General features: G+C 70.2%; 12 protein-coding genes. 11 read left to right on the forward strand and 1 reads right to left on the reverse strand.

Annotated features, from left to right (window positions below; translation table 11 throughout):
• Positions 1–6 precede the first annotated feature (6 nt).
• The 5 genes from PYV02_RS13140 (at position 7) to PYV02_RS13160 (ending at position 8,374) form a co-directional block, all read left to right on the forward strand.
• Positions 7–978: an AAA family ATPase gene (locus PYV02_RS13140; protein WP_275759506.1), complete on the forward strand. Its 972-nt coding sequence runs from the start codon at positions 7–9 to the stop codon at positions 976–978.
• Complete coding sequence (locus PYV02_RS13145) at positions 978–2,399, forward strand: DUF58 domain-containing protein (protein WP_275759507.1); 1,422 nt, start codon at positions 978–980, stop codon at positions 2,397–2,399. The genes PYV02_RS13140 and PYV02_RS13145 overlap by 1 nt, the downstream gene beginning before the upstream one ends.
• Positions 2,396–4,678: a transglutaminase TgpA family protein gene (locus PYV02_RS13150; RefSeq protein ID WP_275759508.1), complete on the forward strand. Its 2,283-nt coding sequence runs from the start codon at positions 2,396–2,398 to the stop codon at positions 4,676–4,678. The genes PYV02_RS13145 and PYV02_RS13150 overlap by 4 nt, the downstream gene beginning before the upstream one ends.
• Positions 4,679–4,690: 12 nt before the next feature.
• Positions 4,691–5,536, forward strand: a complete 846-nt coding sequence (locus PYV02_RS13155; RefSeq protein WP_275759509.1) for a double zinc ribbon domain-containing protein — start codon at positions 4,691–4,693, stop codon at positions 5,534–5,536.
• 84 nt (positions 5,537–5,620) lie between these two features.
• The gene (locus PYV02_RS13160; protein WP_275759510.1) at positions 5,621–8,374 is read left to right on the forward strand and encodes an FtsK/SpoIIIE domain-containing protein; all 2,754 of its coding nucleotides are present in this window, start codon (positions 5,621–5,623) and stop codon (positions 8,372–8,374) included.
• Here PYV02_RS13160 and ald read toward each other — a convergent pair.
• The gene (gene ald, locus PYV02_RS13165) at positions 8,344–9,459 is read right to left on the reverse strand and encodes an alanine dehydrogenase (RefSeq protein ID WP_275759511.1); all 1,116 of its coding nucleotides are present in this window, start codon (positions 9,457–9,459) and stop codon (positions 8,344–8,346) included. The two genes, PYV02_RS13160 and ald, sit on opposite strands and share 31 nt — an antisense overlap.
• 183 nt (positions 9,460–9,642) lie before the next feature.
• Between ald and PYV02_RS13170 the strand changes: the two genes are divergently transcribed.
• From PYV02_RS13170 to PYV02_RS13195, 6 genes are read left to right on the forward strand one after another with little or no spacing between them, the layout of a single operon-like run.
• The gene (locus PYV02_RS13170) at positions 9,643–10,857 is read left to right on the forward strand and encodes an ABC transporter substrate-binding protein (protein ID WP_275759512.1); all 1,215 of its coding nucleotides are present in this window, start codon (positions 9,643–9,645) and stop codon (positions 10,855–10,857) included.
• Positions 10,857–12,056: an ABC transporter ATP-binding protein gene (locus PYV02_RS13175; RefSeq protein WP_275759513.1), complete on the forward strand. Its 1,200-nt coding sequence runs from the start codon at positions 10,857–10,859 to the stop codon at positions 12,054–12,056. Before PYV02_RS13170 ends, PYV02_RS13175 begins: the two co-directional genes overlap by 1 nt.
• A 2-nt stretch (positions 12,057–12,058) precedes the next feature.
• Positions 12,059–12,976, forward strand: a complete 918-nt coding sequence (locus tag PYV02_RS13180) for an ABC transporter permease (protein WP_275759514.1) — start codon at positions 12,059–12,061, stop codon at positions 12,974–12,976.
• Positions 12,973–13,773, forward strand: a complete 801-nt coding sequence (locus PYV02_RS13185) for an ABC transporter permease (RefSeq protein ID WP_275759515.1) — start codon at positions 12,973–12,975, stop codon at positions 13,771–13,773. Before PYV02_RS13180 ends, PYV02_RS13185 begins: the two co-directional genes overlap by 4 nt.
• Positions 13,774–13,775: 2 nt before the next feature.
• Positions 13,776–15,128: a transaminase gene (locus PYV02_RS13190; protein ID WP_275759516.1), complete on the forward strand. Its 1,353-nt coding sequence runs from the start codon at positions 13,776–13,778 to the stop codon at positions 15,126–15,128.
• An 11-nt stretch (positions 15,129–15,139) separates the two neighbouring features.
• Complete coding sequence (locus PYV02_RS13195; protein ID WP_275759517.1) at positions 15,140–15,721, forward strand: 3'-5' exonuclease; 582 nt, start codon at positions 15,140–15,142, stop codon at positions 15,719–15,721.
• The last annotated feature ends 4 nt before the right edge of the window (positions 15,722–15,725 follow it).

A 15,725-nucleotide genomic window follows, 5' to 3' on the forward strand; every position in this document is an offset into this window, starting at 1 on the left:
CTCCGCATGACTATGACCGTCGAACAGGCGACCTGGTTCTCCGACAACTTCACGCGGCTCGTCACGAACGTCGAGCAGGTGCTTCTCGGCAAGACCTTCGTCGTGCGGCTCGGGTTCACCGCCCTGTTGAGCGAAGGCCACCTGCTGCTGGAGGACTTTCCGGGCACGGGCAAGACCTCCTTCGCCCGCGCCATCGCCCAGAGCGTCGACGGCACCAGCAGCCGGGTGCAGTTCACCCCCGACCTGCTGCCCGGCGACATCACCGGCGTGAGCATCTACAACCAGGCCAGCAGCGAGTTCGAGTTCCACCCGGGACCGATCTTCGCGAACATCGTGCTCGCCGACGAGATCAACCGCGCGAGCCCGAAGACGCAGTCCGCCCTGCTCGAGGTGATGGAGGAGGGACACGTGACCGTGGACGGCGTGACGCATCCCGTCGACGCGCCGTTCATGGTGATCGCCACGCAGAACCCCATCGAGCAGGCCGGCACCTACCGATTGCCCGAGGCGCAGCTGGATCGCTTCATCATGAAGGCCTCGATCGGATACCCCGACCATGCCTCGACGCTGCGCATTCTCGAGGGCGCCGGAACGAAGGCGCACGAGACCACCGTGCCCGCCATCGTCACGGCCGACGTCGTGCTCGAGATGGCGAAGGCCGCGCGCACCGTGCACGTCGATCCCACCATCAACGACTACGTCGGCCGGCTGATCGAGGCGACGCGCACCGCGACCGAGGTGCGCCTGGGCGCGAGCGTGCGGGGGGCGCTGGCACTGATCCGCACCGCGAAGACGCTCGCGGCGGCATCCGGTCGCCACTACGTGGTTCCGGACGACGTGAAGGCGCTCGCGGAGCCCGTGCTGGCCCACCGGCTGGTGATCGACCCCGAGGCCGAGTTCGACGGCGTCACCGCGCAGAGCATCATCGGTCAGATCCTCATCGAGACCCCACCGCCGAGCGACCGGCAAGCGGTCTGATGGCACGAACCGAGCGGTCGGGGCGGTGGACGACGCGCGCGGCGACGCGCGCGAGTTCGGCGACCTCGGCGGCGCGGTTCGACCCGCACACCACCACCGGTACCCGGGGTCTCACGAACGCCCGCACGCGACTGGTGGGGGAGCGCACCGGATTCCTGGCGGATGCCGTCGTCGCGGTCGTGCGCGCGTCCGCGGCGCTCGGCGACGGGCTGCGGCGCGGGTTCGGGCGCGTGGCCGCGGTCGTCACTGCGCTGGGCTGGGCGATGCTCGCGGTCGTGCCGCTGGCGCTCGGACTGGGGTACGGGTTCGGCTGGATCGAGCTCGTCGTCGCCGGATTCGTCTGTCTCGCCGTGATCGTCGTGGCCGTCGTCTACCTGGTCGGCCGCACCTCGGTGCAGCTGGCGTTGCGGGTGCCGCATCCGCGCGTGGTGGTCGGCGAGCCCGCCACGGCGGAGATCCTCGTGACCAATCCCGATCGCCCCCGCACCTTCGGCCTCACCGTCGAGGTGCCCGTCGGCGCCGGGCTCGCCGAGGCGGTGCTGCCGGGCCTGCGCAAAGGGGCCTCCTTCACGCACGAGTTCGCGGTGCCCACGGCTCGACGTGGAGTGGTGCAGGTCGGTCCGGTGCGCACGGTGCGGGCGGACCCGATCGGCATCGTGCGCCGCGAGGTGGTGTGGACCGAGCGGGCCGAGGTGTTCGTGCATCCGCGCACCATCCCCATCCCGAGCACGTCTACCGGGTTCATCCGCGATCTCGAGGGCAATCCCACCAGGGACCTGTCGAACAACGACGTGTCGTTCCACGCCCTGCGCGAGTACGTGCCCGGGGACGAGCGCCGCTACATCCACTGGAAGTCCACCGCGCGCACCGGAACCTACATGGTGCGCCAGTTCGAGGAGACCCGACGCAGCCACCTGGTGATCGCACTCTCGCTCGCCAGCGCCGACTATCTCACCGAGGAGGAGTTCGAGATGGCGGTGAGCGTCGCCGGCTCGCTCGGGGCGCGCGCGATCAGGGACGCTCGCACCGTCACGGTCGTCGCGAGCGAGACGACGCCCGAGTTCGCCAAGCGCAAGGTATTCGCGGTGCGTCCGCTCTCGACGCTCACGCGGGCCCGCCTGCTCGACGATCTCGCCCTGGTCGAGCACGCCGAATCCGCGCTGTCGATCGTGGATGTCGCCCGCGTCACCGGTGAGCAGGCCAGCGGCGTGAGCGTGGCGTTCCTGGTCTGCGGGTCGGGGGCGAGCGTGCAGGAGCTGCGTGCGGCGTCCACCATGTTCCCGATCGGCGTGGAGGTCGTCGCGGTGGTCTGCGACCCGGAGCGCACCCCGGGACTGCGGCGGGTCGCCGGGTTGAGCGTGCTGACCATCGGCTACCTCGAAGATCTGCAGAAGTCGCTCGCGAGATCGGCGGCGGCATGAATCGTCGCTCATCGCCGGGATTCGTGTTCGTCAACATGGCGTTCCTCTGGCTCAGCGTCGGGGTCGCCGCCGCCGTACTCTGGCCGATCTATCGCACCCCGGCGCTGATCGTGCTGGTCGCCGTCTCGCTCGCCGCCGGCTCCCTGGTGGCGACCCTGGGTGCGGTGCTGCGCTGGTCGTCGCCGATCGTGCTGCTCGCGTCGCTCGGCGTCTTCCTGGTGATCGGGGTGCCATTGGCGGTGCCGTCGAAGGCGCTGTTCGGCGTGCTGCCGACCGTGGCGGGGCTCGTCGATCTCGTGGCCGGGGTCGCACTCGGCTGGAAGCAGCTGCTCACCATCACGCTCCCGGTCGGCGACTACGAGGCCCTCCTGGTGCCGGCCCTCGTGCTCGTCTACGGCGCCGCCGTGACCGGGCTCACCGTGGCCCTGCGGTCCCGTCGGGGCGAAGCGGCCGTGCTCGCGCCCGTGGTGGTCTTCCTCGCGGGCATCGCGCTCGGGCCGCAGCATCCCGACCGCCCCATCGTGCTCGCGATCGCGCTGCTGGTCGCCGTGCTGTTCTGGCTGGTCTGGATGCGGTGGTACCGCCGTCGGCGCGCGATCCGACTGCTCGCCGTGCAGTCCGCCGCCCAGCCCGCGTCGCGCGACCTGGGCATCGCCGGGTTCCGCACGATCGTGGGCGCCGTCGTCATCCTGGCGCTGGCCTCGGGTGTCGGCATCGCCGTCGCCGCCGTGGTTCCGCCGACCGTCGATCGCACCGTGCTGCGCACGACGCTCGAGCAGCCCTTCGATCCGAGGGACTACGCCAGCCCGCTCTCGGGCTTCCGCAACTACGTGCGACCCGACACCGCAGACGCCGTGCTCTTCGAGGTGACCGGACTGCCCGCCGGGTCGCGCCTGCGCCTGGCCACCCTGGACACCTACGACGGCGTGGTCTACTCGGTGGGCAGCGCCAGGGTGACCAGCGAGTCGGGCACCTTCACGCGCGTGCCGACCGCCTTCGACCAGTCCGGCGTCGCCGGGGATGCCGTGACCGTGAACGTCGTGATCGGCGCGTATTCCGGGGTGTGGCTGCCGACGATCGGGCAGTTCGAGTCGGTGAGCTTCACCGGCGGGCAGTCCGCGTCGCTGCGGGAGGCGTTCTACTACAACGACGTCTCCGGCACCGCGGCGGTGCTCGGCGGGATCGGCGAGGGCGACGCCTACACGCTCGACGCGATCGTGCCGCGGCCACGGGATGCGAGCGAGCTCGAGGCGATCGAGCCGGGCACCGCATCCGTGCCGCGATCCGCGGATCCGCCCGAGGAGCTCACCGCCAAGCTCGAACGGTACACGCAGGGCGCGGAGGGTGCCGGTGCGCGACTGGCGGCGGCCCTCGACGGTCTGCGAGCGGAGGGCTACATCAGCCACGGTGTCGGGCCGGACGAGCCCCCCAGCCGCTCGGGCCACGCCGTGGATCGCATCGCCGAACTGCTCGGCGCACCCAGGATGATCGGCGATGCCGAGCAGTACGCGGTGGCGGCCGCGCTGATGGCCACGGAGCTCGGCTTTCCGGCGCGCGTCGTGATGGGGTTCGTCCCGACCGGCGCGCAGGTGCACGGCGCGGATGTCTCGGCCTGGATCGAGGTGAACACCGCCGAGCACGGCTGGGTCACCATCGATCCCAACCCGCCGGTGCGGGAGATCCCCGAGGAGCTCCCCGAGGACAACGCGCAGGTCGCGCGACCGCAGACGATCGTGCCGCCGACGGTGATCGAGGAGGAGAACCTCGACCGTCAGACGACGCCCGAGAGCGAGCAGGAACTGCCGCCGGACCTCAGCCCGCTGCTGCAGGCTCTGCTCGTGGTGGCGCGGGTCGCCGGCTGGACGCTGCTGGTCGTAGCCATCGTGCTCGCACCGTTCATCGTGGTGATCGCCGCGAAGCTGCGTCGTCGTCGCCTGCGCCGCAGGGCGGCCACGCCGCTGGCCCGGATCAGCGGCGGCTGGCAGGAGTTCGAGGATGCCGTGCTCGACCACGGCCTGGAGCCCACGCCCGCGGCGACCCGCAGCGAGGTCGCGTCGGTCATCGGCGGCGACCGACCGCAGGTGCTCGCGGCCGTGGCGGACCGGGCGGTCTTCGCGCCGGGGGAGCCGAGCGCGGATGACGCGGAGAACGTGTGGCGAGCGGTGGACGAACTGCGCGCCGCACTCGACGAGCCGCTCACTCGCTGGCAGCGGATCAAGGCCCGCATCTCCGTGCGATCGCTCGGTGGTTATAGTGTCAGAAAGCTGTTCAAGCGATAGAGAGTTCGTCCGGTGAACTGCAGGTACTGCTCGAGCGAGCTCCCCAGCGGGGCGCTGTTCTGCGGGGAGTGCGGCCGCGCGGTGTCGTCGCGACAACCGGATTCGGCGCCCGTCCGGGTGCCCGAGCCCGCGCCCGAGGTCCAACCGGAGGCTGAGGACCAGCCGGAGCCAGTGCCCGAGTCGGCGCCTGAGCCCGCTGCCATGCCGGAGCCCGAGCCCGTGGCATCCCCGCCCGTCGATTCCCACGCCGACCCCGCCGACCACTGCACGCAGTGTGGCGCCGAGCTCGCGGCGACCGACATCTTCTGCGGTGAGTGCGGCATGGTGCGACAGAGCGTCGCCGCGCGCCGCCCGAACGACACCGCGGTGCTCGACCCGTTCCCGTGGGGTCGCCCGCGCGAGCCGGTCGCTCCGCCCCTCGTGATGCCGCCCGCACCGCGACCGACGAGCCGCGTGCCGTCCGTGTCCGCCGCATCCCTCGACGACGACGACGACACCGACGAGACCAGACTCGTGGACCGCACCGCGAAGGGAGAGCGCTTCGTGCTGCAGTTCAGCACGGGGGAGAGCGTGAGCGTGAGCGGCACCGGGCTGATCGGGCGGCATCCCATCGCCGAACCGGGGGAGTACTTCGACCACACGGTGACGATCGTCGATCCGGGCAAGTCCGTCTCCAAGACGCATCTGGAGTTCGGGCAGGACGCGGGCGCGTTCTGGGTGAGCGATCGGTACTCCGGCAACGGCACCGTGGTGCGCGAGCCCGATCGGCCCGCCCGCCGGTGCGACCCGGGCAAACGGTACCGGGTGGTGCGGGGGAGCCGCATCGACATCGGGGAGCAGTTCTTCGTCGTCAGCTGATCCACAGGCCGCGCGGGGGCGCGGCATCCACCCCATCGCCGTGTTCGCGTTCGCGGCGCCGGGACATCTGGTCTGCTGAGGGGCATGAGCGTCGATCGCATCGCGGCACCGCGACCGCCCGATGACCCCGCGCCGTACCGATTCCCGGTGATCGCGACGATCGCCCCGGTGGTCGCCTCGGTGGCCATCTGGCTGCTCACCGGTTCCGCGTTCGCGCTCGTCTTCGCCGCCCTCGGGCCGGTCACGGCCATCGCGAGCCTGGTGGATGCCCGGTTCGGCTCCCGGCGCACGAGGCGTCGCGAACTCGCACGGTTCCTCGAGGACGCCGACCGGGTGCGCGAGGAGATCGCCGAACGACACGCCCGCGAGCGTGCAGAGCTCGCCGAGATGGCGCCGTCCCCGCGCGAGCTGGTCGGCGATCCGTCGGCGGACCCGCATCGCTGGACCGCCTCGCAGACGGTGCCGGTCGCGGTCGGGCGGGGTGCGATTCCCAGCCGGGTTCGCCTGGATGCCGTGCCGCAGCTGCCCGATGGCCCGGCCGCACAGCGGCTCACCGAGCTCGCCGCCGCCGCCGCAGACCTGCAGCAGGCCCCGGTGGTCGTCGACGCGCGTCTCGGCATCGGGGTGATCGGTCCCGCCCCGATCACCGTCGCCGTCGTGCGCTCCATCGCCGTCGGCGTCGCGCGCGCGGTGTCGCCCGCCGACCACTGGTGCAGTTGGAGCGGTGACGAGGCATGGATGTCGCTGCTGCCGCATCCCGCCGGCCCGCCGCTGACCGCCCGCAGTCCCGCGATCGCGTTCGGACCGCGCGACGAGGGCGCGCCGACGGTGCTCATCGCCCACGCCGAGTCGGAGCACGCGCTGCCGCCCGGATGCCGCATCGTGGTGCAGTGCGGTGAGAACGGTGCGCGCATCGTGCGGCATCCGGACCACGATCAGCGGCGCGCGCTGCGCGTGGAGCTCGTCGGTCGTGTGCAGGCCGCGGACTGGGCGGGGCGGCTCGCCGCGACGGCGGCGCGGGACGGCGTGGTCTCCGATGCACGCGCGCTGCCCGGTGCGGTGCCGCTCGCTTCCCTGCTCCCCGCGGTCCCGCTCGCCGAGACACCGACCGGGCTCTCGAGCGTGCCGGGCATCGACGAGCGCGGGCCCGTCGCGCTCGACCTCGTCGGTCACGGCCCGCACGCCGTCGTCGGCGGAACGACCGGCAGCGGCAAGAGCGAACTGCTGGTCTCCTGGGTGCTCGCGATGGCCGCCGCGCGTGCTCCGCAGCAGGTCTCGTTCTTGCTCGTCGACTTCAAGGGCGGGGCGGCGTTCGCGCCGCTCGAGGTGCTCCCGCACGTTGTGGGCACCGTGACCGACCTCGACGGCGACGGTGCGACGCGGGCGCTGGAGAGCCTCCGGGCGGAGCTTCGGTTCCGGGAGCGCGCCATCGTCGAGGCGGGTGCGCGCGACGTCGACGGTGCCGAGCGACTCGGGCGTCTGGTGATCGTGGTCGACGAGTTCGCGGCCATGCTCGCCGACCAGCCCGAGCTTCATGCGCTCTTCGCCGATCTCGCCGCGCGCGGTCGCGCCCTCGGGGTGCACCTCGTGCTCTGCACGCAGCGTCCGACGGGCGTGGTGCGCGATGCGGTGCTCGCCAACGCCGACCTGCGCATCTGTATGCGCGTCAACAACCGCGCGGACAGCAGTGCGGTGGTCGGCACGGATGCGGCGGCGGCGCTGCCCGCGGGGGCTCGCGGACGAGGCATCCTGTCGCTGCCCGGCACCGAGCCGCGCCAGGTGCAGTTCGCGCTGGCGGCACCGACGGACATCGCCTCCGTCGCGGCACGCTGGGCCGATGCGCCGCCGCCGCGCAGGCCGTGGTTGCCGCCGCTGCCCGACGTGCTCGAGGCGGGCGAATCGGCCGGCTTCGGCCTGCTCGACCTGCCCGAGGAGCAACGACGTGCGCCGGCGGTCTGGAACCCGGAGGCGGACGGCCACGTGCTCGTACTCGGCTCGGGCGGCAGCGGCAAGACCACCGCCCTCGCGGCGCTCGCACCCGGAGCGCGCTGGTGCGCCGCCGATCCGGCGACGGCGTGGGACGAGCTCGTCGATCCGTCGGTCGGCGTGCTCGTGCTCGACGACGCCGACTCGCTGCTCGCGCGCTTCCCGGTCGATCATCGGGCGGCGTTCGTGGAGCGCCTCGGCGTGCTGCTGCGGGATGGACCGGGTCGCGGCATCCGGTTCGCGATCGGTGCGCAGCGCGTCACCCCGGAGCTGCAGTCCCTGGTGGCGCTCGTGCCGCAGCGGCTGTACCTGCGTCACGGGTCCCGCCAGGACGTGATCGTCGCCGGCGGATCGGCGGACGACTATCGGGCGGAGCTTCCGCCGGGCGGCGGCTCATGGCGCGGTCGCCGGGTGCAGGTGTTCTCGACCGCTGCGCCCCCGGCCGGCGGCGGCCCTGCGGCACTGCGCGACCTCGAGCCGGGCGCGCTCGCGATCATCACCTCCCGTGCCGAGACGCTCGCGGCGCGACTCGACGGGTCGGTGACGCGCTTGGCGCAGGCGGACGATCCCGTCGAGACGGTGCGCACCGGCGGAGTTCTCGTCGGCGACGTCGACGAGTGGCAGTCGCGCTGGGGCGCCCTGGCCGCGGTGCGACCGCACGCCCAGGTGCTCATCGACGGATGCTCGACCGCCGAGTACCGCGCGATCACCCGATCACGGCAGCTGCCGCCCCCGCTCGAGGGCTTGGCCGACGTGTGCTGGCGGCTCGAGCCGGACGGGAGCGCGAGCCGAGTGCGCCTGCCGGTGACGGACACGCGGACTCAGGCCAGGACATCCTCGAGCACGGTGTGACCGAGACCGTGGGCGGCGGCGACCGCCTCGTTGACGACGCTGCCGCCGTGCGTGTTGAGACCGAGCGCGAGCGCGGGGTCCGCGCGCAGGGCCGCGACCCATCCCGAGTTCGCGATCGCGCGCGCGTACGGCATCGTCGCATTCGTGAGCGCATAGGTCGAGGTGTGCGGCACGGCGCCCGGCATGTTCGCCACGCAGTAGAACAGCGAACCGTGCACCGTGAAGGTCGGCTCGGCATGCGTTGTCGGCCGGGTGTCGGCGAAGCATCCGCCCTGATCGACGGCGATGTCCACGAGCACGCTGCCCGGCTTCATGCGGGAGACCAGTTCGTTGCTGACGAGTTTGGGGGCCTTGGCGCCGGGGATCAGCACGGAGCCGATGACGAGATCGGCTCTCAGCAGCGCACGCTCGATCTCGAATCCGTTCGAGGCGATGGTCTGCACCCGGCCGGCGTAGAGCGCGTCGAGTTCCCGCAGCCGTTGGATGTTGGTGTCCAGCACCGTGACGTTCGCTCCGAGACCGACGGCGACCGAGACCGCGTTGGTGCCCGCCACGCCCCCACCGAGCACGACGACCTCCGCCGGATGCGTGCCGGGAACGCCGGGCACGAGCAGACCCGAACCGCCGTTGGGCTTGAGCATCACGTTGGCGCCCACGATCGGCGCCAGGCGCCCGGCGACCTCGCTCATCGGGGCCAGCAGCGGCAGAGCGCGAGACGGCAGCTGCACGGTCTCATAGGCGATCGCCGTCACTGCGGCGTCCACGAGCGCGCGCGTCAACTCCGGCTCCGCGGCGAGATGGAGGTAGGTGAACAGGACGAGGTCATCGCGGAAGAAGCCGTACTCTGCCGCGATCGGCTCCTTCACCTTGAGCAGCAGCTCCGCGGCTGACCAGGTGGCCGCGGCATCCGGTGCGATGGTGGCTCCCGCGGCGGCGTACGCCTCGTCCGGGATGGAGGAGCCCAGCCCCGCACCTCGCTCGACGACGACCTCGTGGCCGTGCGCGACGAGCTCGTGCACGCCAGCCGGGGTGATCGCCACCCGGAACTCGTTGTTCTTGATCTCGCGTGGTACGGCGACCCTCATGATCCAAGCGTACGGGAGCGGTCACGCTGCAAACCATGGATTCCGCACAAGAATCACGCGTATCGCCGCTGAATTCGTGAAGATCGTGTTACAGACCGCGCCATCCGCACATCAGATGATGCGTCACGCGGCGACCTTGTGTCAGGATCGATCATCCTGACCCTGACACGAGGAGTCGTTCCGATGGTTCGTTCACTGCCCGAGGACCCGATCATCCGCCAGTTGGTGGTGCAGGCGCGCCGCTCGCAGCTCTCGCGGCGTCACCTTCTGCAGGGCGCCGGGGTCGGTGCCACGGCGCTCGCGCTCGCCGCCTGCGCACCGAGCGGTTCCGGCGCGCCGAAGCCCGCCGAGGACATCTCCGACACGGACAAGACCCTCACCTGGTCGAACTGGCCCGCGTACATCGACGAGGACGACGACGGCAACTACCCGACGCTCGTGCGCTTCACCGAGCAGACCGGCATCGAGGTCGACTACAAGGTCGACATCGATGACAACAACACCTACTACGGCACCATCAAGGACCAGCTCGCGCTCGGCCAGGCCACCGGGGCCGACACGTTCTGCCTCACCGAGTGGATGGTGGCCCGCCTCATCAGGTTCGGCTACGTGCAAGACCTGGATGCCGCCAACATCCCGAACAAGAAGAACCTCGCCCCCGCGCTGCTGAACCCCGACTTCGACCCCGGCCGCGAGAAGTCGCTGCCCTGGCAGAACGGCTTCGCCGGCATCGCCTGGGACACCGACGTGCTCCCGGACGGTCTGGAGAGCGTCGACGACCTGTGGAAGCCCGAGCTCAAGGGCAAGGTCACCGTGCTCAGCGAGATGCGCGACACGATGGGCCTGATCCTGCTCAGCCAGGGCGTGGACATCTCCGGTGCGGACTGGGGCATGGACGAATTCGCGGCCGCCATCGAGGTGCTCGAGCAGCACGTCACGAGCGGTCAGATCCTCGGCATCAAGGGCAACGAGTACCTCGAGGACTTCGCGAGCGGCAACGCGATCGCGGGCATCGTCTGGTCGGGCGACATCACCGCCGCCAACCTCGAGGCCGGCTACGAGAAGTTCAAGTTCGCGCTTCCTGATTCGGGCGGCACGCTCTGGGGCGACACCTTCGTCGTGCCGATGGGTTCGCCGCGCAAGAAGAACGCCGAGACGCTCATGAACTACTACTACGAGCCCGAGGTCGCCGCCGAGGTCGCCGCCTGGGTGAACTACATCACCCCCGTGGTCGGCGCGCAGGAAGTCGCCGCTGAGCTCTACCCCGAGCTCGCGGAGAACCAGCTGATCTTCCCCAACGCGGAGACCCTCAGCAACGCCCACATCTTCCGTACGCTCGACTCCGCCGACGATCAGGCGTTCAACGCCGAGTTCCAGCGTGTGAAGCTGGGCGCCTGATGGCCGGTGGCGCCTTCGCCGAGGCAGGCGCTGATCTCGAACTCGTCGGGATCCACAAGCGTTTTCCGGGCTTCACCGCCATCGAGGATCTCAACCTGCGCATCCCTGCTGGCTCGTTCTTCGCGCTGCTCGGGCCATCGGGCTGCGGCAAGACGACGACGCTGCGACTCGTCGCCGGGCTCGAGGAGCCGACCTCGGGTCGCATCCTGATCGGCGGCAAGGATGTCACGAACGTGAAGTCCTACAAGCGCCCCGTCAACACGGTGTTCCAGAGCTACGCGCTCTTCCCGCACATGACCGTGCTGGAGAACGTGGCGTTCGGTCTGCGTCGGCGGCACATCGCCGACCCGCTCGGCAAGGCGCACGAGGCGCTGCGGCTGGTGGAACTCGACCATCTCTCCGCTCGTCGACCCGCCCAACTCTCGGGCGGTCAGCAGCAGCGGGTGGCGCTGGCGCGCGCGGTCGTGAACCGTCCGGCACTGCTGCTGCTCGACGAGCCGCTCGGCGCGCTCGACCTCAAACTGCGGCGTCAGATGCAGCTCGAGCTCAAGTCGATCCAGAACGACGTCGGTCTCACCTTCCTGCACGTCACCCACGACCAGGAGGAGGCCATGACCATGGCCGACACCGTCGCGGTGATGAACAAGGGCGAGATCGAGCAGATGGGCGCCCCGGAAGAGCTCTATGAGCTGCCCAAGACCGCGTTCGTCGCGAACTTCCTCGGTCAGTCGAACCTCTTCACCGGACCGGTGACGAGCTCGTCGGGCGACACGATCGTCGTGGACATCGCGGGGGTCAAGGTCGCGGTACCCAAGGAGCGCGCCCAGCGTCACTCCGGCGAGGTCACGATCGGCGTGCGTCCCGAGAAACTGCTGCTGCACACCACCGCGCCCAAGAAGGTCGCCGGCACGAACGTGCTCGGCCCCGGCCGGGTGACGGATGTCTCGTTCAGCGGCGTGAGCACCCAGTACCAGATCGCGGTGCCCGGCGTGGGGCTCATCACGGTGTTCGCCCAGAACATGGTGTTCGGGCCGGTCGCGGATGTCGGCGCCGAGGTCTGGGTGGCCTGGACCGTCGAGCACGGCTTCGGCCTCGTCGACGAGCCGGAGCACGCACCCAAGTTCGCCGCGGACGCCGACACGGCGACGATCGCCCTGCAGACGAGACACGAGCTGCTCGCGGAGATCGAGGAGGGCTAGGAATGGCCTTCGCTGCTTTCGGCTCATCCTCAGCCGCACCCGTCGAGCAGGCGCCACGGCGGCGCAGCTGGATCGCGATCGTGCTGCTGCTGCCCGGGCTCGCCTACCTGGCGCTGTTCTTCCTCACGCCGTTCGTCTCGCTGATCCTCACCTCCCTCCAGACGCCCGTCGAGTTCGGCGACGTCGGTCAGTTCCAGCAGGCGTTCAAGATCGAGAACTACGCCATCGTGGTCGAGCGGTACTGGCCGCACTTCCTGAGGGCGTTCGGGTACGCGATCGCGGCGACCTTCTTCGCGCTCGTGATCAGCTATCCGCTGGCGTACTTCATCGGGGTCAAGGCTCGCCGCTGGCCCCTGTTGCAGGCGCTCATGCTCACCCTCGTCATCGCACCCTTCTTCATCTCCTTCCTGCTGCGCACGCTGGCGTGGAAGGCGCTCATGTCGGATGAGACGCCCCTCGTGCAGGCGCTCAAGGCGCTGTCGATCCTGCCGCAGGACGGGCACCTCACGGGCACGGCGTTCTCGGTGATCTTCGGCCTCACGTACAACTTCATCCCGTTCATGACGCTGCCGATCTACACGACCCTCGAGCGCCTCGACACGCGCTACCTCGAGGCCGGTTCCGACCTGTACGCGAGCCCGGCGACCACGTTCTGGAAGATCACACTGCCGTTGTCGATGCCCGGGATCGTCTCCGGCACCCTGCTGACCTTCATCCCGGCATCCGGCGACTACATCAACGCGAGCGCGAGCTTCCTGGGTTCCGCGCAGACCCAGATGGTCGGCAACGTGATCGAGACGAACTTCCTCGGGTTGCTGGACTACCCGGCGGCGGCTGCGCTGTCGGTGATCCTCATGGGCGTCATCCTGCTGATCGTGGGCATCTACGTGAAGCGCAGCGGAACGGAGGATCTGCTGTGAACCGCTTCTCGCTCGGCAAGTGGCTGCTGCCGCTCTACAGCGTGCTCGCGCTGATCTTCCTGCTCACCCCGATCGTCTACACCTTCATCTTCTCGTTCAACGACTCGAGCAAGTCGAACGTGCAATGGGTCGGCTTCACCTTCGACAAGTGGCTGAACGTGTGCCAGGCCCAGGGGGTGTGCGCGGCCTTCGGCACGAGCATCACGGTCGGCCTCGTCGCGACGGTGATCGCGACCGCACTCGGCACGCTCATGGCGATCGCGCTCGCGCGCTACCGGTTCCGCGCCCGGTCCGGCATCAGCCTGCTGCTGTTCCTGCCGATGGCCACCCCGGAGGTCGTGCTCGGTGCTGGACTGGCCGCACAGTTTCTGAGCGCCGGGGTGCCGAAGGGCTTCGTGACGATCATCATCGCTCACGCCCTGTTCTGCCTCAGCTTCGTGGTGGTCACGGTCAAGGCGCGCGTGGCGAGCCTCGACCCCGCGCTCGAGGAGGCCGGTCGGGACCTCTACGGCTCGCCCGCTCAGGTGTTCTGGAAGATCACGTTCCCGCTGCTGCTGCCGGGCATCATCGCTGCGGCGCTGCTGTCGTTCGCGCTGAGCTTCGACGACTTCATCATCACGCGGTTCAACAACGGCCCGGTGGAGACCTTCCCGATCTGGGTCTACACCGCCGCGGCCCGTGGCGTACCCGCTGAGGCCAACGTCATCGCCTCCGCGGTCTTCATCCTCGCGCTCGTCATCGTCGTCGTCGCGCAGACCACTTCGGCTGCCCGACGGAAGCGACTGGCCAGGAGCTGATCGTGTTCGAGAATCGCGCCCGGTTGCACGAGCTGTGGGAGCAGGAGATCGAGCTCTTCCGAGCCGCCCGCCCCGAGTCCGAGCGGGCCTGGCAGCGTGCGGTGCAGCACATGCCCGATGGCGTACCGATGCTCTGGATGGCGAAGTGGCCGGGTCCCTGGCCCGTCACCGTGCACAGCGCCTCCGGTGCGCATTTCCGGTGCGTGGACGGCATCGATCACGTCGACTTCTGCCTCGGTGACACCGGCGCGATGTGCGGCCACGCCCCGGCGCCGGCCGTGGAGGCGATCGAAGCGCAACTCGAACGCGGCTCCACGTTCATGCTGCCCACCGAGGATGCCGCGTTCGCCGCGGAGCTGCTCGCCGATCGCTTCGACGTGCCGATCTGGCAGTTCTCGCTCTCGGCGACGGACGCGAACCGCAGCCTCATCCGCTTCGCGCGCCAGGTGACGGGTCGCTCTCGCATCCTCGTGCACGACTACAGCTACCACGGCACCGTCGACGAGGCGTACGCGACCCTCGACGAGCACGGCGACGTGGTCTCGCGCCGCGGCAACATCGGCCCGCCCGTGCCGCTCTCGCAGACGACCGCCGTCGTACAGTTCAACGACGTCGACGCTCTGGAGCGCGCACTCGCCGGCGGTTCGATCGCGGCGGTGCTGATCGAACCCGCCCTCACCAACATCGGCATCGTGCTGCCGGAGCCGGGATACCACGACGCGGTGCGCGAGCTGTGCACCCGCTTCGGCACGCTGCTGATCATCGACGAGACGCACACCTTCAGCGCCGGGCCGGGCGGCATGATCCGCGAGCTCGCGCTGCAGCCCGATGCGGTCGTCGTCGGCAAGTCGATCGGCGGGGGCATCCCGGCCGGCGCCTACGGGATGACGGCCGAGTTCGCCCGCAGGGTGCGGGAGTCGCTGGAGCTCGAGGACATCGACGTCGGCGGGGTGGGCGGCACGCTCGCCGGCAACGCGGTGTCGATGGCGGGCATCCGGGCCACGCTCGGCGAGGTGCTGACCCCCCAGGCCTTCGGCGGCATGATCGAGCGGGCGAGCGAGTGGACCGCCGGCGTGCAGTCCGTGATCGACGAGTTCGACGTGCCGTGGCAGGTGACGCAGCTGGGTGCGCGAAGCGAGTACAGCTTCCGCCCGACGGCGCCGCGCAATGGCAAGGAGGCAGCGTCCGCGGACGACTTCGAGCTGCAGCAGTACCTGCACCTGCATGCGCTCAATCGCGGCATCCTGATGACCCCGTTCCACAACATGGCGCTGATGTGCCCGATGACGACCGTCGACGACGTCGATCGGCACACGGTGGCGTTCCGCGAGGCGGTGGCCGCGCTCACCGCCTAGGCTCGACTCTCGTGATCGAAGACCCCGCAGACGGCCAGCGCGAACCACGACCGGAGGTCTACATCTCGGTCGACATCGAGGCTGCGGGTGCGCACCCGCGCGAGTACGCGATCCTCTCGATCGGCGCGTGCGTGGTCGACGCCCCCGAGACGAGCTTCTATCTCGAGCTCAAACCGGAGACGGATGCCGTCGACGAGGCCGCGCTCGCGGTGAGCGGGCTGTCGATGGCCGAGCTCGCACGCGACGGGGTGGAGGCGGGGGAGGCCATGCGTCGGTTCGCCGACTGGGTGGACGCGGTGGTGCCCACCGGCAACGTGCCGGTCTTCGTCGCGTTCAATGCGCCGTTCGACTGGATGTTCGTCGAGGATGCCTTCCAGCGTCACCTCGGGCGAAATCCGTTCGGCCATTCCGCGCTGGACGTGAAGGCCTACTATATGGGCATGACCGGGGAGACCTGGGCCGCGACGAGCATGCGCCACCTCTCGCCGCGCTACCTCGGCGGGCGGTTTCTGACGCACAACGCGCTCGGCGACGCCAGGGACCAGGCCGAAATGTTCCGCAAGATGATGGCCGAGGCCCGGTCCCGGCCCTGACCGA

It is taken from the genome of Antiquaquibacter metalliresistens, assembly GCF_029211225.1.
Taxonomy (GTDB): Bacteria; Actinomycetota; Actinomycetes; order Actinomycetales; family Microbacteriaceae; genus Rhodoglobus; species Rhodoglobus metalliresistens.